Annotated in this window: 15 protein-coding genes; 8 read left to right on the forward strand and 7 right to left on the reverse strand. The window is 62.1% G+C overall.

The genetic code is table 11. From position 1 onward, the window contains the following. Nucleotides 1-11: 11 nt before the first annotated feature. Together ACY8D3_RS14780 and mscL are read left to right on the forward strand one after the other, a co-directional pair. The gene (locus tag ACY8D3_RS14780; protein WP_462379536.1) at nt 12-704 is read left to right on the forward strand and encodes an EAL domain-containing protein; all 693 of its coding nucleotides are present in this window, start codon (nt 12-14) and stop codon (nt 702-704) included. A gap of 186 nt (nt 705-890) precedes the next feature. Beyond that, a complete protein-coding gene (mscL, locus tag ACY8D3_RS14785) occupies nt 891-1,325 on the forward strand; it encodes a large-conductance mechanosensitive channel protein MscL (RefSeq protein WP_462379537.1) in 435 nt (144 codons plus the stop codon). A 40-nt stretch (nt 1,326-1,365) separates the two neighbouring features. Here the strand turns inward: mscL and ACY8D3_RS14790 are convergent, their stop codons facing one another. Together ACY8D3_RS14790 and ACY8D3_RS14795 are read right to left on the reverse strand one after the other, a co-directional pair. Then, nucleotides 1,366-2,937, reverse strand: a complete 1,572-nt coding sequence (locus ACY8D3_RS14790; RefSeq protein ID WP_462379538.1) for a TerC family protein — start codon at nt 2,935-2,937, stop codon at nt 1,366-1,368. 263 nt (nt 2,938-3,200) lie between these two features. After that, nucleotides 3,201-3,977: a ferredoxin--NADP reductase gene (locus ACY8D3_RS14795; RefSeq protein ID WP_462379539.1), complete on the reverse strand. Its 777-nt coding sequence runs from the start codon at nt 3,975-3,977 to the stop codon at nt 3,201-3,203. Between the two features lie 139 nt (nt 3,978-4,116). On the opposite strand from ACY8D3_RS14795, the gene ACY8D3_RS14800 reads away from it, so the two are divergent. From ACY8D3_RS14800 to ACY8D3_RS14815, 4 genes are all read left to right on the forward strand, one after another. Continuing rightward, nucleotides 4,117-5,241, forward strand: a complete 1,125-nt coding sequence (locus ACY8D3_RS14800; protein WP_462379540.1) for a methyltransferase — start codon at nt 4,117-4,119, stop codon at nt 5,239-5,241. A gap of 209 nt (nt 5,242-5,450) precedes the next feature. Then, complete coding sequence (locus tag ACY8D3_RS14805; RefSeq protein WP_462379541.1) at nt 5,451-6,893, forward strand: cytochrome ubiquinol oxidase subunit I; 1,443 nt, start codon at nt 5,451-5,453, stop codon at nt 6,891-6,893. Next, entirely contained in the window at nt 6,883-7,887 is a 1,005-nt protein-coding gene (gene cydB / locus ACY8D3_RS14810; RefSeq protein ID WP_462379542.1) for a cytochrome d ubiquinol oxidase subunit II, read from the forward strand. The genes ACY8D3_RS14805 and cydB overlap by 11 nt, the downstream gene beginning before the upstream one ends. Continuing rightward, the gene (locus ACY8D3_RS14815; protein ID WP_462379543.1) at nt 7,887-7,997 is read left to right on the forward strand and encodes a DUF2474 family protein; all 111 of its coding nucleotides are present in this window, start codon (nt 7,887-7,889) and stop codon (nt 7,995-7,997) included. The genes cydB and ACY8D3_RS14815 overlap by 1 nt, the downstream gene beginning before the upstream one ends. A gap of 101 nt (nt 7,998-8,098) precedes the next feature. Here ACY8D3_RS14815 and ACY8D3_RS14820 read toward each other — a convergent pair whose 3' ends face one another. The 5 genes from ACY8D3_RS14820 to ptsP all read right to left on the reverse strand — a co-directional run bounded on the left by ACY8D3_RS14820 (nt 8,099) and on the right by ptsP (nt 16,986). Beyond that, nucleotides 8,099-10,846, reverse strand: a complete 2,748-nt coding sequence (locus tag ACY8D3_RS14820; protein ID WP_462379544.1) for a putative bifunctional diguanylate cyclase/phosphodiesterase — start codon at nt 10,844-10,846, stop codon at nt 8,099-8,101. A 2-nt stretch (nt 10,847-10,848) separates the two neighbouring features. Continuing rightward, nucleotides 10,849-11,316 (reverse strand): prepilin-type N-terminal cleavage/methylation domain-containing protein, encoded by a 468-nt coding sequence (locus ACY8D3_RS14825; protein WP_462379545.1) that lies wholly within the window; start codon nt 11,314-11,316, stop codon nt 10,849-10,851. Between the two features lie 101 nt (nt 11,317-11,417). After that, nucleotides 11,418-13,154 carry a fructose-specific PTS transporter subunit EIIC gene (locus tag ACY8D3_RS14830; RefSeq protein ID WP_462379546.1) on the reverse strand — a complete coding sequence of 579 codons (1,737 nt, stop codon included), beginning with the start codon at nt 13,152-13,154 and terminating at the stop codon, nt 11,418-11,420. Then, complete coding sequence (gene pfkB, locus ACY8D3_RS14835; RefSeq protein ID WP_462379547.1) at nt 13,151-14,110, reverse strand: 1-phosphofructokinase; 960 nt, start codon at nt 14,108-14,110, stop codon at nt 13,151-13,153. The genes ACY8D3_RS14830 and pfkB overlap by 4 nt, the downstream gene beginning before the upstream one ends. Then, on the reverse strand, nt 14,110-16,986 hold the full coding sequence (gene ptsP, locus ACY8D3_RS14840; RefSeq protein ID WP_462379548.1) for a phosphoenolpyruvate--protein phosphotransferase: 2,877 nt from the start codon (nt 16,984-16,986) through the stop codon (nt 14,110-14,112). The genes pfkB and ptsP overlap by 1 nt, the downstream gene beginning before the upstream one ends. A 187-nt stretch (nt 16,987-17,173) precedes the next feature. On the opposite strand from ptsP, the gene cra reads away from it, so the two are divergent. Beyond that, nucleotides 17,174-18,154, forward strand: coding sequence for a catabolite repressor/activator (gene cra, locus ACY8D3_RS14845; protein ID WP_462379549.1), 981 nt, complete (start codon nt 17,174-17,176; stop codon nt 18,152-18,154). 10 nt (nt 18,155-18,164) lie between these two features. Next, a complete protein-coding gene (locus ACY8D3_RS14850; RefSeq protein WP_462379550.1) occupies nt 18,165-18,941 on the forward strand; it encodes a TatD family hydrolase in 777 nt (258 codons plus the stop codon). Nucleotides 18,942-19,086: the final 145 nt, after the last annotated feature.

The following is a 19,086-nucleotide window of genomic DNA, read 5'->3' on the forward strand; positions in this document are numbered from 1 at the left end:
TCCCTATCAGCATGGCGTTCCAGCCTATCATTGACGTTCAGAGCGGTACGGTCTTCGCGCACGAGGCGCTGGTGCGCGGCATCAATGGCGAAGGGGCCGGCCATGTACTTGGCCGGGTCAACGAACAGAACCGCTACCAGTTCGACCAGGCCTGTCGGATGACAGCCATCAAGAAGGCTGCAGGGCTCCCTCTACCAGGCATGCTGTCGATCAATTTCATGCCGAACGCCGTCTACAAGGCCGAGACCTGTATCCGCGCCACGTTCGAGACCGCCCGGAAACTCAACTTTCCGCTGGACCGGATCATCTTCGAAGTGACCGAACAGGAACACATTCTGGATCTACCACACCTCGTCGACATCCTTCGTGCCTATCGAAAGATGGGCTTCCTGACCGCGCTCGATGATTTTGGCGCAGGTTACGCCCACCTCAATCTGCTTGCAGATTTTCAGCCCGATATCGTCAAGCTCGACATGAAGCTGGTGCGCGGCATCGATAGCGATGGTGTGCGCCAGGTCATCGTCGAATCCATGCTGGACATCTGCCGGCGCCTCAACATCCGCGTCATCGCCGAAGGCATCGAAACCGCGGCCGAATACGCAACGCTGCATGAAATGGGCATTCACCTGTTCCAAGGCTACCTGTTCGCGCGCCCCGAGTTCGAAGGCCTTCCTGAACTTCGCTGGCCGAATGACTTGAACTGAGGCCGCCTCGCTCGAGTCTGCGTATCAGGTACGCCTGAAACATAGCGATACGCTACGCTTGTTTGGCGACCTGTTGCGCCGAAGCGCACGGCAATCCGCTTTTGCCCGGACCTTGCCGCTGCAAAAGCGTCCGCAGAGGCGCTGCCTACGGCGCGATTCCCCAGATCCCGAAGAAGGAATGCGTGCATGAGCTTCGTCCAGGAATTCAAAGCCTTCGCGATGCGAGGCAATGTCGTCGACTTGGCCGTCGGCATCATCATTGGCGCCGCATTCGGCAAAATCGTCTCGTCCTTCGTAGGCGACATCATCATGCCTCCGCTTGGACTGCTGATTGGCGGCGTCGACTTTTCAGACCTCGCAATAACGCTCAGGGCGGCCGAAGGTGACACGCCTGCGGTCGTTCTGGCATATGGTCGCTTCATTCAGACAGTGGTGGATTTCCTGATTGTCGCTTTCGCCATCTTCATGGTGATCAAGGGCATGAACCGCCTGCGCCACAAGGAAGAAGCCAAGCCGGCGGAACCGGCAGCCCCGCCGGCACCGACGAAGGAAGAAGTGCTACTCACAGAGATACGTGACCTGCTCAAGGCGCAAAGCCCGAGCAATCGCCCGCCTCTCTGAGCGTGAAAACGAGTGCGGCGACCGAAGTCGCCGCACCTGCTTAGCCAGCCATCATCGGCTCGGGTTCAAGACGCTTCATCAGTACCCTGGCGATGCGGCGCTCCTTCACCTCCGTCACCGTCAGCCCCCAGCCCGCATACTCTAGCCGGTCCCCCACCATCGGCAGGCGGTCAAGTTGATGCATCGCCAACCCACCCAGAGTCTGATACTCCTCGCTTGCCAGCGCGTTGAAGCCGAGGCGCTCGCGGAGCGCGGCCAGGTTCATTGCGCCGCTGACCTGATATCCATCGCCCTCGTTTTCGATATCAGGCCCCTCCATCTCGCTTGCGTCCGGCAGTTCACCCGCGATGGATTCCAGGATGTCGGTAAGCGTCAGCAAACCCTCGAAGCTCCCGAACTCGTTGACTACGAAGGCGACGTGAGTGGATGAGCGGCGCATCTGTTCCAGAGCACTCAGCACCGTGCAACTGTCGGGAAGATTTACAGGCGCACGGACCAGCTGTTCGATATCCGGCTCGTGCCCGCTGAGAATTACCCTCAGCATTTCCTTCTTGTGCACGTAGCCCAGTGGCTCATCGATCGATGCGCCACGCGAGACGACAAGGCGCGAATGAGGGGACTCGAGCAAGGCGCGCTGGATGTCGGCCATCGGCGCATTCAAGTCGATGTGGTCCACTTCCATCCGATCGGTCATGACGCGCTCGATCGACTGCTCGGCGAGACGCAGCACGCCGCTGATCATTACCCGCTCCTGACGCTCGAACAGCGCTTGCGGCGCGCTTTGCTGGCCGACCATATCGGCGATCTCGTCGTCGACCTCGCCTTCCTGCGTTCGGCCACCCAGCATGCGCATCACAGCGTGCGCCGTACGGTCCCGCATGCTCAGCTGGCCCTGAAGGTGGCGCTTGCGGCGCCAGCGCGCGACCTGGTTGAACACCTCGATCAGCAACGAAAATCCGATGGCAGCGTACAGGTAGCCTTTCGGGATATGGAATCCGAGGCCTTCTGCGGTCAGGCTGAAGCCAATCATCATCAGGAAGCCCAGGCACAGCATGATCACCGTCGGATGCGCAATCACGAAGGCTGTCAGCGGTTTGCTCGCTACGATCATCAGGCCCATGGATATGATGACCGCGATCATCATCACCGGCAGATGCTCGACCATGCCCACGGCCGTGATGACGGCATCCAGCGAAAACACGGCATCCAGTACGATGATCTGGGCCACGACCGGCCAGAAGGCCGCGTAGACGCGATTCGTCTGGTGCGTCTGCGATCGTCCTTCCAGGCGCTCGTGCAACTCCATCGTCGCCTTGAACAACAGGAAGATACCGCCCAGCAGCATGATCAGGTCGCGACCAGAGAACGCCTTGCCGAACACCTCGAACAGCGGCTGGGTGAGCGTGACGAGCCATGCAATGCTCGCGAGCAGGCCAAGACGCATCAGCAACGCCAGCGACAGACCAATCAACCGCGCCTTGTCACGTAGGTGCGGCGGCAACTTGTCGGCCAGAATCGCGATGAAAACGAGGTTATCGATACCGAGCACCAGCTCGAGCACGATCAGTGTAAGAAGTCCCAGCCAGGCGGTGGGATCGGCCATCCACTCCATCAGCAGGCCTCCCTTTCATTACGGGAAGGCTGGCGCCGCTCGAGCAACCCTTTAGAGCTGCAAGCGGAACGCAAGGCATTGGAGACCATTGATACGGAGCCAGGAAGGCTCGAAGGGAAGATAGCCGCACTCATCGCAAGCGAGCGCGGCGGCCTACTGTCACTGTTCATTCAGCGCCTGAGGGTGATTAAGGAACAATCATCCTAAGGCATGCGTTCAGCTTTCGTTCAGGAATCTTTTTTCCAAAGATGACGCGGCAGGCCTTACCAATAGGTTTCCACCGCAACCTGCCCAGGCCGGCGCGTCAATGCGAGGTTCATGCCTCGCGCCTTCAGTACGGCGCGGGTATCGTCGATCATTTCGGGGTTACCACAGAGCATGATCCGTGAGTGTTCAGGCTCCAGGGTGAGCCCAGCCGCCGCCTCAAGCCCTCCGTTCTCGATCAGCGTGGTGACGCGTTCACCAAGGGCGCCTGGCACCGCTTCACGCGTCACGATAGGCACATAGATGAGCTTCTCCTTCGCACCTTCCAACCACTCCCGCAAGGGAAGTTCACGGATGAGCGACTGGTATGCCAGCTCGTTGGCATGTCGCGCGCTGTATACGAGCACGATCCGCTCGAAGCGCTCCCACGCTTCCAGGTCCTGCAGGATCGATAGAAATGGCGCGAGGCCCGTGCCCGTGCCGATGAGCCACAGGTCACGGCCGTCAGGGAAGCGATCCAATGTGAGGAAGCCGAACGCCTGCTTGTCCACGAGCAGCTCGTCACCAACCCGAAGCCGGCTCAGTTCACTGGTGAACTCGCCGCCCGGCACCACAATGGAGAAGAATTCGAGAAATTCATCATGCGGGGCTGACACCATTGAATAGGCACGCCAGGCTACGCTGCCGTCGGCCTTACGCACACCGAGGCGGGCGAATTGGCCGGCGCGGAAGCGGAAGCCGGGATCGCGCGTGGTACGCAAAGTGAACAGATTTGGCGTCAACGTCTCGACCTGGGTCAGCGTCTGCCGGGTGAATTTCTCATCGCTCGCGCTCATGCGGCCTCCTGGATCGGTGAAGTGACAGTGTCGCCTAAAGCACGCGTTCTAAACACCGACGCGAAATGCGGGCATGCGTTCGACTTGAGCCCGTCGAAGCCTGCGAGGACAATGCAGCGCTTGCTGCCCGGGACCGCTCATGCCTCTTTTTGAATCACCGTTCGCCCAACTCGATCTCGTCCGCCGGCCGCCGCGCCGGGACGATCCGCTCCAGGCATTCGACGCCGCTGACGAATACCTGCTCAACCACCTCCATGAAACAGGGCTGGACAGCGCAGCGCGCGTGCTGGTCTTGAACGACGCGTTCGGCGCGCTTGCCTGCAGCCTGGCGCGCCATGCGCACGTCACAAGCAGCGGTGACTCTCATCTGGCTGCCCTGGCCCTCACGGACAACCTTCACCGCAATGGATGCTCTACCGAGACGGTGCGGTTCGTCCCGTCGACCGACGCGCTGGCCGGAACGTTCGATGTCGTGCTGATTCGCATCCCGAAGACGCTTGCCCTGCTTGAAGAACAGCTCATCGGCCTACATGGCCGACTGGCACCCGGAGCGCGCATCGTTGCGGGCGGCATGGTCAAGCATCTGCCTCGCGCGGCCGGTGATCTGCTGGAGCGCTACCTGGGCGAGGTTACGGCGTCGCTTGCGGTCAAGAAAGCGCGCCTGCTTCACGTGGCCCTCACGGGGAAACCGCAGCCCACGTCGCCTTACCCGACGCGTTATCGCCTCGACAGCCCGCCGCTGACGCTCGTCAACCATGCCAACGTGTTCTGCCGTGAAGGGCTGGATATCGGGACACGCGCCTTTCTACCGCACCTGCCGACCAACCTCGGGCAGGCGCGCGTGGCTGACCTCGGTTGCGGCAACGGCGTGCTGGCGATTGCCAGCGCGCTGGCGAATCCGGACGCGACCTACACGCTGGTCGACGAGTCCTACATGGCCATCCAATCCGCGCGCGAGAACTGGCAATCCGCGCTGGGAGACCGCCGGGTGACGCTAACCGCTGCGGACGGTCTCGCTGGCCAGCCGGCGGATTCGCTAGACGTTGTGCTGTGCAATCCGCCTTTTCATCAACAGCAGGTTGTCGGTGATTTCCTTGCGTGGCGCATGTTTCAACAGGCACACGCTGCTCTCGTGCCGGGCGGTGCACTGTACCTTGTCGGCAATCGACATCTGGGCTACCACGCCAAGCTCAAGCGGCTGTTCCGCGGCGTCGAGCAGGTCGCAGCAACGCCAAAGTTCGTCGTATTGAAGGCGCGCAAGTAGCCCACCCGAACGTTCCGTCCCCCAGCCGAATCAGCCGGGTGCTTTCCCGGCCATCGCATCTAAATCGCCGCTGCGTCGAAACTCCCACCCTTGCCGCGGGGACCAATGAAACGCGCTGCGACAACCTGCCCAATGCGACACCGCGCCCTATGGGGCATTCCGGAAATCCGGCGCACCATTGATCCAGATCAATATCGCGAGGATTGGAAATGTTCGGCCTCGATGCATTGGAACTCGCCCGGGCGCAGTTCGCCTTCACTGTCTCCTTCCACATCGTCTTTCCTGCCATCAGCATCGGACTGGCCAGCTACCTTGCTGTGCTCGAAGGGCTGTGGCTGAAGACGGGCAAGGACCATTACATCAACCTGTACCGCTTCTGGTTGCAGATCTTCGCCGTCGCGTTCGGCATGGGGGTCGTATCCGGCGTGGTGATGAGCTACCAGTTCGGCACCAACTGGGCCGGCCTGTCGAATGCCGCCGGCAGCATCATGGGTCCTCTGCTGAGCTATGAGGTGCTGACGGCCTTCTTCCTTGAGGCGGGCTTCCTCGGCATCATGTTGTTTGGCATGAACAAGGTCGGCAAAGGCCTGCACTTCTTCGCCACCTTGATGGTCGCCATCGGTACGTTGATCTCGACGTTCTGGATTCTCTCGTCCAACAGCTGGATGCATACACCGCAAGGCTACGAGCTTATCGACGGGATCTTCCACCCGGCCGACTGGTGGGCGATTGTCTTCAACCCGTCCTTCCCCTACCGCCTGGCCCACATGGCGATGGCCGCATTCGTCAGCGTCGCCTTCATTGTTGGCGGCACCGGTGCCTGGCATTTGCTCAAGGGCCGCCGCAGCCAGGAAGTCAAAACGATGTTCTCCATGGCCATGTGGATGGCGCTCATCGCAGCGCCAGTCCAAGCGGTTATCGGTGACTTCCATGGCCTCAATACGCTGAAGCACCAGCCGGCCAAGATCGCTGCCATGGAAGGTCATTGGGAAACGGAGCGCGGCGTCGACCTCCTGCTGTTCGGCATCCCCGACATGGAAGCGGAGACGACCCACTACGCCATCGGCATTCCAAAGCTAGGTAGCCTGATCCTCACGCACGACATCGACGGTGAGATCAAGGGCCTCAAGGAATGGGCGCCGGAAGACCGCCCCAACTCGACCATCGTGTTCTGGAGTTTCCGCGTCATGGTCGGCCTTGGGGTACTGATGATATTGACCGGCTTGATCAGTGCCTGGCTGCGATTCCGAGGGCGGCTCTACGAGGCCCCCCTCTTCCATCGCCTAGCCCTCGTCATGGGGCCGTCCGGACTAATCGCCGTGCTCGCCGGCTGGGTCACCACCGAAGTCGGCCGGCAACCGTGGGTCGTGTATGGCCTGCTGCGCACCGCCGACGCGGACTCCGGCCACAGCGCAGCCCAGGTGGGCTTCACGTTCAGCCTGTTCGTCATCGTGTACTTCCTGGTATTCGGCGTCGGCGTGACCTACCTGCTGCGCATGATGCGCAAGGGGCCGAAGCTGAAGGCTGCAGAGCACAAGGCCGACCTCGATGGCGGCCCCGGACACATGCGCACGCCATCGCGTCCGGTTACCGGCGCAAGCGAGGCGGACGGCCCCGTCGACAGCGAGGAGACAGATCGTCATGAACGTTGATATCCCATTGATCTGGGCCGGCGTCATCGCGTTCGGCATCTTCATGTACGTGGTCATGGACGGGTTCGACCTGGGCATCGGCATCCTCTACCCCTTCACCAAGAACCGGGAAGAGCGGGATGTGATGATGAACAGCGTCGCCCCAATATGGGACGGCAACGAGACCTGGCTGGTATTGGGCGGCGCGGGCCTGTTCGCGGCGTTTCCGCTGGCCTATGGCGTCGTCCTCTCGGCGCTCTACCTACCCCTGATCCTCATGCTGCTGGCCTTGATCTTCCGGGGTGTGGCGTTCGAATTCCGCTTCCGTTCAAAGCGCTCGCGCCCTGTATGGGACCTGTCCTTCATCATGGGTTCGGTACTGGCGACGTTCTTCCAGGGCGTGGCATTGGGTGCGTACATCAACGGCATCCCGGTTGAGAATCGTGCGTTTGCCGGCGGCCCGTTCGACTGGCTCGCGCCCTTCCCCATCTTTTGCGGTCTGGCGCTTATCGTTGGCTACGCGATGCTCGGCTGCGGTTGGCTGATCATGAAGACGGAAGGCGAGCTACAGGACAAGATGTACAAGTTGCTGCCCGCGCTGGCGTTTACGCTGGCGGGCTGCATCGCCATCGTCAGCATCTGGACGCCGCTGCTCTACGAATCGATTGCCACGCGCTGGTTCCAGACCCCCAACCTTTTTTACTTCGCGCCTGTCCCCATCCTGGTAGTCGCCTGCTTTGTGCTGCTGCTCAGAGCCATGAAGCAGCGTCGCGACAGCCAGCCATTCATCCTGACACTCACGCTCATCTTCCTTTCCTACACGGGCCTGGCAATCAGCCTCTGGCCGAACATCATTCCGCCTGCGATCAGCTTTTACGAAGCCTCGGCGCCCCGTTCGAGTCAGTTGTTCAGCCTCGTAGGGGTAGCCATCATGATTCCGATCATCCTGGCGTACACCGCGTACGGCTATTACGTCTTCCGCGGCAAAATCAAGCTTGGCGAGGGCTATCACTGATGCAGCAGCCATTGTGGAAAAAACTCGCCTGGTTCGCTGGGCTTTGGCTTGCAGGCGTCCTCGCGGTAACCGTCCTGGCCTATGGCATCCGCCTAATGATGGGGCTATGAGTGGCAGAGCTACGCGGCAACCGTCCGCGCGAGCTCTGCCGGCGTGCTGCTCTGCGGCGTACGGATGCTGGTCCAGCGCGACGCTGGCCGAGACGAATGCGTCAGGCGTTCAGCGCCGGCAGGGCGATCCGCCGGTTTGCCTGGATAGTTTGCAGGAACGCCGACGCAGGTACCGGCCTGCAGTAATAGAAGCCTTGATAGGTATCACAGCCATTCGCCACCAGCCAATCTCGCTCCTCGACAGTCTCGACACCTTCCGCCACGCTCTGAAGACCGAAGTGGCGGCATAGCTCAAGCATGGCCGACACGATGGCGGTATCCGTCTCTGGACTGCCCAGGCCGCGCACGAACGCCTGGTCAATCTTCAGCTTGTTTACGGGAAATCGTTTGAGGTAGGCGAGCGAACTGTATCCGGTACCGAAGTCGTCGATGGCAAGCGAGACACCCAGCGACCGCAGGCCATGCAAGGTTTTCAACGCATGGTCGAGGTTGCCGATCAGCGCGCCTTCGGTGATTTCGAGCTCAAGGCGTGCGGGCGTCACCGCGTACCGCGCGAGCAATCCGGAAACGAAGTCGATGAAGTCCTTTCGCTCGAACTGCGGCGCCGAAACGTTGACTGAAAGCCGCCCAAGCTCGGCGCCGCATTCATGCCATTCGCCCAGCTGGCGGCACGCTTCTTCGAGCACCCAGGCATCGATGTCGGCGATCAGACAAGATTCTTCGGCCACCGGAATGAACACAGCGGGTGACACCATGCCGCGAACCGGGTGGGGCCACCGTAGCAGAGCTTCGGCGCCAACGAGCCGCCCGTCCGGGTCGACCTGCCCCTGGTAGTGCAGCTCGAACTGACCTTCCTCTAACGCTTGGCGAATCTCGCTCTCCAGCTCCAGGCGGTCTCGAGCAGCCTGCTGCATTTCATCCGTGTAAAAGCGATAGCCATTGCCGCCACCGTGCTTGGCACGGTACATCGCGGCATCGGCTTGCTTCATCAGCGTATCGGGGTCGGTGCCATGCGCGGGGTAAAGCGCGACCCCGATACTGGCGGTGCTGCGCAGCGTATGCGCATCCACCTCGGCCGGGAGCGCCACGGTGTCCAGCACGCGCTGGACGACCTGCGCCCCATACGTACGCACGTCCGTGCTTGCAGAAGGCATATTCACGATCAGGGTGAATTCATCGCCCCCGAGCCGAGCGACCATATCGTACGGGCCGATGCAGGCAGCGATCCGTTGGGCAATGATTTGTAGAAAACTGTCGCCCGTCGCATGGCCAATGGTGTCGTTGATAAGCTTGAAACGGTCCAGATCGATAAACAGAATCGCCGCCGCGGTTTGCTGGTCCGCCGCACGCTTGATGGTAGCCGCCAGCCCTTGCCTGAAGGCCGCGCGGTTGGGCAAGCCAGTCAGGTCGTCCGTGTTGGCCTGCTGGTAGAGTCGCTGCTGCCAAAGCGCACGCGTCATGGCCAGGGTTATGCGGCCAATCCCGCTCTCGATGGCCGGCCGCCTGGCTTTCAATGCGATCCTGTCTTGTGCACTGCCCAGCATCACCATGCCTACGGTCTCATTGCCCGTACGAAGCGGCACGACTAACCAGCTGACGACGCCGTGCTGGTCTTCCAGCGGGAGCCACGCAGGTGGATGGGCAACAAGCCGCGCACCTGATGGCGTATCGAACAGCTCACAGTGGTCAGCGGCACTCAACGAAGCCTGGTGAAGCCGCCGCTTGGTATGTACTTCCGCGACCGCTTCGTCGGCCTTAAGCACCACAGCCACGCATTCGGCATTGAGCAGATCACGCACCCTTGCGATTACGTCGGTCATCGCCTGCTGAGGGTTCATTGACGAGAGAATGATGCCGTCAATGGCCGCCTGACCTTCGATCTGCCGAAACTGCTCTGCCACGCGCGCGGTCATGAGGTTGAAGGCGTCGGCCAGCGCTTCGAATTCGTCGCCGCTCTTCAGCTCGACCGGCTTGCCGAACTCACCTGCCCCGACCATGCGCGTGGCGTCATGCAGCGTTTCAAGCGGCCGCAGTACGCGTTTTATCTGCGAAATCCCCACCAGTACCGCGCCCAGTATCGCGACGAGAATGACCACGATAAGGTTGTTCTGGAACTGGTCGATTGGCGCGAAGAAGCTTCGCTCATCTTCGCTGACGACCACAGACCATTGAGCCACCAGCCCGACGTTCGCAAAACTCGCTCCCCAGTATGTAGCCAGGCTCGGCTCGTCATTGGATAGCCATCGAAAATGCCCTGAGGAACTGGCCCTGCGAGCAATTGCCAACCCGCGGCTTAGAGCGTCCACGTCGGCGACGGAACACCACGGCAACGGTTGGTCGTCCTCGAAGACGCACGCGCTCCGCGCTTCGGGCCAGTGCGACGCGTCCCACAATGCGTCGGAGCTGACCACTGCGCCTAGCCACCGGCCGCCGGGTGTCCGTTTCCAAAGGAAGGTTTTGAAACCGTTCCTGCTGTCCAGGAAACGCAAGGCAGTGTCGCCCGTGTGGTGTTGATCGGGACGGATTGCGTCGAGACTGCCCCTATAGGGTCGCGGGTCAATCCAGGCCCAGGCTACCGAGGCTGGATCGACCAGGCGGATACGCGGCCCGCCGGCGTCGGGCAGCGAGGCGAGATCGCTCTCCATGCGCTCAAGCCGCTCGAACAACATCATGCCGGCCTGTTTAGCATCGTGGCTCATTTGCTGCTGGTGCTCTTGCAGCAAATGGTCAGTCACTTGGGCGATCGTCAATGTTGCCAACACCGCGACCGGCATCGACACGGCAAGAAAGACGAAGAAGAACAGTCGCCGAGCCAGATGGCTCTTGAACGTCCGCAGGTGCAGGCTCATGGTCAGTAGTTGGCTGCCGGCCCGATATAGCCGCCATTGTTGGCGCGCACGATGTCGTCTCGCCCAGCCTTGGAGGTGAAGGTCTGGTTGGTCTTGCCGTCCGGCCCCATGCTGTAGAGGTCGTAGTCCGTATTGACCGGGACCATGTTCTTGTCCTTTCGCATGTGCCCCTTCCCCTTCAACCCCGCGAAATTCAGGTACTGATAAGGGTTGCCCCATGGATCGCGCCGATCTGCACTGCCCACTTGGGCGAGATCAGCGGGAAAACGGCGATTAAGCGCATGGAACCGGTCGATGCGAAGGGAAATGTCGGTAATGTCCGCGACGGCGACAGCGATTTTGCCGCGCTCCACGTAGGCGCGGTAATTGGGCAGCGCGATTGTGCTGAGAAGCGCAATGATCGCAATAGCGATCAGGAGCTCGATGAGCGTCAGCCCATCGAGTCGGCGAGGGAGCGGAGACAGCCGCATTTCACCAATCCATTGGAAGTCGGGCCGTCTACCGTATCACCTTTTAGATATTACTTTGCCATCATTCGACCACCTGCACTCCTGGCGGTCGAATGATTGGGTCAGGCGGGCGCGCTCGATTCTGCCACCAGCTCCACCTTCTCCTCCCGCTTGAGGAGTGCATAGAGCACACCCGTCAGGAGACTGCCCGCAGCGATGGCGAGGAGATAGAGCAAGGCGTAGTTGATCGCATTCGGAATCGCGAGCACGAACAGCCCACCGTGCGGCGCCATGAGACGGCAGCCGAAGTACATCGACAGCGCCCCGGTCAGCGCCCCGCCTGCCAGGCTCGCAGGGATCACCCGAAGCGGGTCCTTCGCAGCGAACGGGATGGCGCCTTCGGAGATGAAGCAGAGGCCGAGCACACCGGCAGCCTTGCCCGCTTCCCGCTCTGTCTGCGCGAACTTGCGACGCGCCAGGAACGTGGCGATGCCCATGCCGATCGGCGGTACCATGCCTGCCGCCATGACGGCCGCCATCGGCGCATAGCTCTGGGATGCCAGCAAACCGACCGAGAAGGCGTAGGCCGCCTTGTTGATAGGGCCGCCAAAATCGATGCACATCATGCCGCCCAGCAACAGGCCGAGCAGGATGGCGTTAGTGCTGCCCATGCTCTCGAGGAAGCCTGTCAACCAGGCCAACATGCCTGCAACTGGCTTCCCGACCACGAGAATCATGCCGAGGCCCGTAATCAAGCTGGCGAGCAGTGGAATGATGAGAATCGGTTTGAGCGCTTCGATACTGGCTGGCAGGCGAACGTAGCGGGCGAGCACCTTCGCGGTATAGCCGGCAAGAAAGCCCGCGGCGATTCCGCCAATGAAACCCGCCCCAAGGGTATGCGCGAGCATGCCGCCGATCAGGCCTGGCGCGAGGCCGGGACGATCTGCAATCGAGTAGGCGATGTAGCCCGCCAGGACGGGCACCATCAACGTGAAGGCCGCATCGCCGATCTGCTTGAGAACCGCCGCAGGCGACCCCTCAACTTCGAACGCGTTGATACCCCAGAAAAATGACAACGCGATCAGCAGGCCGCCCGCAACAACCATTGGGAGCATGTAGGACACGCCCGTCAGCAGGTGCTTGTAGATGCCACTCTTCTCGGCAGAAGCACTGTCACCCTGTTGCGCCGTGTTGCTCGTACCGGCCGGCGGTTTACCCTCGGCAAGTGCTTTTTTCAGGGTCTCGGCCGGCTGCTTGAGGGCTACGCCCGTCCCGCAGCGATAGACCTTCTTGCCTGCAAAACGCGTGGTGTCGACTTCGATGTCAGCCGCCAGAAGCACGACATCCGCCTTTGCGATCGCTTCTTCCGGCAGCACATTTTTGGCGCCTACCGATCCGCGCGTCTCCAGATGAAGCTGGTAACCCAGCTTCGCCGCCGCGCTCTGCAAGGCCTCAGCGGCCATGAAGGTATGCGCTACACCGGTCGGGCACGCCGTTATCGCGACAATTCGTGGCGTCGCTGGTGCGCTATCCGCGACGCTTGTGGCTTCGTAAGGCCTCGCCTGTTCGGCTGCCTGCGTGAGGAAGCGCTGCGGATCGTCGAGCGCTTCAGCCGGCGTCGCCTCCACCAGACGCTTGCCCACAAAGCGCGCCAGTGACAGCGCGCCCGTACGCACCACGACAACCAGATCCGCTTCGGCAATGTCGGCCTCACTCAACGGCGAACCGATCGCCTGCGGGTCGTGGACCTCCACGCGCGACGTCCAGCCGAGCTTTTCGGCCGCAGCCTGCAGCAGGCGTGAGCACAGGACGCTGGTAACCTGCCCATTGGGGCAGGCGGTTACGATGAGCACTTTCATCTGGAAGCCTCTGATTGTTCTTTCTCTAGCGGTGTCACGCAGACTGCCGCGTCCAGGCGTGACAGCTGCTCCCGATCATGTATGCCGAACCCGACCTGGGTAACGGCCTGTGCCGCGATCGCCGTAGCCTGGCGCAACGCGTCCTCTGGTGGCAGTTGGTTCAATAGCCCGTGCAGGAGCCCAGCGAGCAACGAATCGCCTGCGCCAACCGTACTGACGACATCGACCTTTGGTGGCCGGGCGTGAAGGCCGATATCCGGGCCGAACCAGCAAGCGCCCTCGCCGCCGAGCGACAACAGCACGTGCTCCACACCGCGCCTGTTCAGGTCACGTGCCGCAGCCTCGACGGTGGTACGCTCATGGTCGGGCAACTTCAGCGCCTCGGACAGCTCGACCTCATTGGGTTTCACGAGCCACGGCGTCACGGCCAAGCCGGCCGCCAAGGCAGCGCCGCTGGTGTCCAGAACCAACCGCTCGTTCTTTGCGCAGATCATCCGCAGGAACGTGCCGAACCACTCTGCGTCAACGCCACGTGGCAAGCTGCCCGCCACGACGACCGCGTCATGCCCCGCTGAGATGGCCTCGATCTGCTCCCAGAGCACATCACGATGCGCAGGCGCAACGTCTGGGCCCGGCCCGTTGATATCCGTCACGCGGCCTGCCCGTTCGGCGAGCTTGATATTGCTGCGGGTCTCGCCCGGTACGCGTACGAACGCATCGACGAACCCGCGACGGGCGAATAGCGCGTCGAAGGCAGTTGCATTCGCACTGCCAAGAAACCCGGCGACAGTAACCTTGTGGCCAAGATCTGCCAGTACCTGGCCGACATTGAGGCCCTTGCCGGCCGCATGCGACGCAAGCCCAAGGCTACGGTTGACGGCGCCAGGCGTGAGGGTATCGAGCCCGACCGTGACGTCGATCGCCGGATTGAGGGTGATGGTGAGTACACGTGCCATCAGCACTGTTCCTCGACGAGTTGACGAACAGCCAATGCGCTTTCCAGGGTCAGCGCCTGCTGCGCCATGGTTTGTAGCTGGGTTTGCTGGAGTTCACGCACGCGTGCCTTGACCAGTGGAATTGCCCGGCCAGCCACACTGAGCTCATCCACACCCAGGCCCACCAGTATGGGCACGGCCAGCGTATCGCTGCCCAGCTCACCGCAGATCCCCACCCACTTGCCTTCGGCATGGGCGGCCCTCACAGTCATGTCGATCAGCCGGAGCACAGCCGGATGGAGGCCATCGGCCTGAGCGGACAGCGTTGGATGGTCACGGTCGATCGCCAGGGTGTATTGCGTCAGGTCATTCGTACCGATACTGAAGAAGTCCACTTCCTTGGCCAGAACCGGGGCGAGGAGCGCCGCCGAGGGCACCTCAACCATGATGCCGAGCTGCAAATCCTCAACCGGAATCTCGGCGCGCAGGCGTTCCACCAGGTCCCGCGCGGCCCGCCACTCAGCCACTGAGCCCACCATTGGAAACATGATGCGCAATGGACGCCCGTCCGCCGACGCCAGCAAAGCGCGAAGCTGCGTTTCAAGGATGTCCATGCGTTGCAGGCACAAGCGGATACCGCGCACCCCGAGGAACGGGTTCTGCTCGGCAGGCATTGGCCAGTAAGGCAAGGGTTTGTCACCCCCGACGTCCAGCGTCCGCACGACCAGTGGCCGGCCTTCCAGCGCGTCCAGGACACGACGGTATTCCGCTTCCTGGGTCGCCTGATCAGGTGCCTCGGGATGATCCATGAACACCAGTTCGGTACGCAGCAACCCGATGCCTTCCGCACCCTGTGCGACGGCCTTGACCGTGTCTTCACTGGAACCTACGTTCGCCGCCACCTCTACGGCATGGCCATCGATCGTGACGGCCGGCTCGATCCGCAGCGCTTCGGCTTGCTCGCGGCGACGAAGGCTTTCAGCTCTCGCCTCCTGCGCACGCCGCAGGACCTCGGAATCCGGCGCAACCTCCAGAATGCCGTGGTCGGCATCGAGCAGGAGGGGCGTCATTGGCGCCAGCCCCAGCACCGCGTTGCCGGCCCCGACCAGCGCCGGGATGCCCAGCGCCCGTGCAATGATCGCGCTGTGCGCCGTTGCGCCGCCGCGAGCAGTAAGAATGCCTGCAACGCGATCCCGGTCCAGGCTCGCCACGTCGGAGGGCACGACTTCATCCATCACCAGGATGTAAGGTTCTTTTGGCTCTTCGGGCGTTTCCACGCCGCAGAGATTGGCCAGGACGCGGCGGCCTACATCACGCAGGTCCGCCGCGCGCTCGGCCAACAGGGCATCACGCAACGCTTCCTGCTGCTGGGCTGCGGATTCGACCTCGCTCGTCCAGGCCGCCTCAGCGCTCATCCCCTGATTCAGGCGTGCATCAACATCCTCGCGAAGCGCCGGATCGGCGAGCATGGCCTGATGGGTGACGAAGATCTCCTGAACACTTTTCTCGCGCGAATTCTGGATCAGGCGGGTGATGTCCGCATGGACGTCGGCCAGTGCTTGGTCCAGACGCTCACGCTCGCGTACGGTACCTTGCCCCTTCTCAGGAAATTCAAGCTGCAGAGGCTTGCGGACAAGCGCGGGGCCGATCGCGATCCCGGGCGACGCTACAACGGCCTGGATACGGGCGCCACGCGCCAATGCCACAATCGCCGGCTCCTGCTCTGCGCGCTCTTCGGGCGTTGCGAGCACCGCATCGCCCGGTGCCGGCAGCGGACGGACTTCTTCACCCAGGCCCTCGATCACTGCGCTGGAGAGCGCCGGTAGCGCCTCGTCAGCGATCGGCGGCTCGGCGAGGAATTCCAGCTCCTGACCACGACGCACCCCCATGGCCAACAGTTTGCTGAGGCTCTTCACGGAGACGCCACGGCCTTCGTCGCCCGCCAGGCGGACACGCACATCGCCGTCAAAGCCCTGCGCAATTTCAGTAAGCGCCTTGGCCGGGCGCGCATGCAGCCCGTGCTCGTTCGCCAGCGTCACGCGGATATGCGGCCACTCAGGCGCCACTTCGCCGCCCAGCGCCTGCAGTACGACGCGGCTGGACGTGGCCTGGCTCAGCTCTTCGCCGCGGCCCTCGATGAGCACATCGCACAGTCGCTCGAGCAGTTGGCGGTGGGTCTCCCCCATGCTGGCCAGGCTGAACAGACCCCTGACCTCCTGGCCCCGGTATTCGACCGGCTTGTCCGGGGTCACGAATGCCAGCCCAGGACGTTCGACGGATTCTTCACTGTTCAACCACCACAGCCCGTTGCCCAGAGGCAGCGCCTCCGAGCGGCTGAGGCTGGAGGCGAACCCGCTGCCGGCGCAGCCGGCTTTCTTCAACAGGCGCCCGGCTTGCCAGACCAGCTCGTCGTAGTCTTCCACCGGCAGATGAAGGCCAATCAACTGGCTATCCAGCGCCAGCTCCTGCGGTTCGCCCTGAAGCAGCTCGATGATGCGCTCGGCGGACGGTGCGGACCGCAGCGCGTCGCCGATATCGCCTTCGCCCAGCGCACGGGTCAGTAACTGCAACAGCCGCAGGTGCTCGTCGGATTTCGCAGCGATAGCGATGGCGAGGTACACGATCTGTCCGTTACCCCAGTCGACGCCTTCTGGAAACTGCATCAACGCAACGCCCGTGGTCTGGACGAGGTGGCGTGTGGCAGGCGTGCCATGGGGGATTGCGATGCCCTGCCCCAGGAATGTCGAGCCCTGGGCCTCGCGCGCCTTGAGGCCATCAAGGTAGCCGGCAGACACCAGCCCGGCGCCAGCCAGGGCTTCGGCAAGCATGCCCAAGGCGGCCTCTTTGCTGGCCGCGCGTTGATTCATCTGGATCTGGTTTGCATTCAACTCGAGCATGTCGGGTCCCGTATTCGATTCCTGTTCACCTGCATGCGCTTGCTGAAGGCATGCATCACTTGTTTTTCTGACAGCGGCGCAGGCAAAGGTGCAGATCGGACTGCAATGATGCTGAAACGTTTCAGTAAAGTTGCCACGTTACTCGAAAATCGCCCATGCTTGAAGCCGGCCCTATAGGACAACCGTAGTGAAACTTGCAGATATCGCACGCCTCGCGGGCGTCTCGGTGACAACCGCCAGCTACGTCATCAATGGAAAGGCGCAGGAAAAGCGCATCAGCCCTGCCACCGTTCAACGGGTGCTGGAGCTGGTGGAGCATCACGGCTATCGCCCGGATCAACACGCCGCCGGCTTGCGCCGCGGGACCACACGGACCCTCGGCCTCATCATTCCTGATCTTGAAAACCCCAGTTACGCGCGCTTGGCAAAATGTTTGGAGCGTTTGGCCCGGGCGCGCGGTTACCAGCTTCTGATCGCCTCGTCCGACGACGATCCGGAAACCGAATTGCAGGTATTGTCCCTGCTTCGCGCGCGGCGCTGCGATGGGCTGATCGTCGCGACCTGTCTGCCTCAGGACAATGATCACTACGACCGCGTCGTTTCATCAGGCACGCCCGTTGTCGCGGTTGACCGTGCGATGGCGCCGGAGCGCTTTCGGTCGATCGTCAGCGACGACCGGCAGGCGGCCACGCAACTGACCCGTACGCTGCTTCAGCCGGCTCCGCGCCACATTCTGATGATCGGCGCACGGCCGGAGCTGCCGATCAGTCAGGAACGCGCCGCCGGCTTCCGAGAGGCCCTGGCCGGTTTCGAAGGGCGGGTTTCGTTACGCAAGACAAGCCAGTTCAGCCGGCAATGTGGTGCGGACATCATGCAGGGGCTCGTCAAGGAGAACCCCGATGCGATCGTGACCACTGCCTACGTGCTGCTGGAGGGCGTGCTGGATGTGCTTCGCGCCGCCGGTCGGCTCGATGACAACAAGATCCGCCTGGCCACGTTCGGCGATACGCAACTTCTGGACTTCCTGTCGCTACGCGTGAATGCAATTTCCCAGCAACACGAACGGATCGCCGAGCAGGCACTCGAAGCCACCATAGCCGCGATAGAAAACGGACCGCAGGCTGGCGGAATCGAAGCCATCCCGCGGCAATTGAAACTTCGTCAATAACGGTATTCCTGTGCGCTTGATCGACACCCATACCCATCTCGATTTTCCGCCTTTCGATGGCGACCGCGACGACGTGATCGCGAACGCCTGCGCGCGAGGCGTCGAGCGTCAGGTGGTCATCGGTGTCTATCACGACCACTGGGAACGTCTCTGGGCGCTCGCACTGTCGCACCCCCCGCTCTACGCGACGCTGGGCCTGCATCCAGTCTTCATGCACAAGCATACGGACGCACACCTGATGCAGCTGCGCACATGGCTGGAAAGGCTGCGCGGCCACCCCAAGCTATGCGCCATTGGTGAGGTTGGACTCGACTATTACATCGACGCGCCGGACAAGCCGGCACAGCAGGCGCTATTCGAAGCGCAGATCGAATTGGCCATGGAGTTCGACCTGCCCTTGCTGCTCCATGTCCGTCGCGCACATGCGGATGTCGTTGCAACTCTCAAGCGGTACAAGCCGTCGCGTGGCGGTATCGCCCATGCCTTTAGCGGCAGCTACGAGGAAGCCCGCGAGTACCTGAGGCTTGGGTTCAAGATCGGCCTCGGCGGCGCTGGCACGTGGCCTCAGGCCCATCGCATGCACCGGGTCCTGAAGCAACTGCCTCTGGACGGCATCGTGCTCGAAACCGACGCCCCCGACATCGCGCCCGCCTCGCATCCGGGCGAACGCAACAGTCCCGAGTTTCTGCCGGACATTTGCGTGGAACTGGCGAAGCTGAAAGGCATCGAGCCGGACGAATTGGCCGAAACAAGCACTCGGAACGCCGAAGAGCTGTTTCGCTGGTGACACCGCCACACTCCAGCATGTCCGGTTTTTGAGGACGCTGGGCCCTTATCAGGCGACCTGCAGAAAAACACCGTTGCTGTATGGCTTTGTCAGCCCCAATCTAGGTGCAGGGAATGCCGCAGGCTTATCCACGTATCCACGCCTT

Source organism: Pseudomonas sp. Marseille-QA0892 (assembly GCF_054950135.1).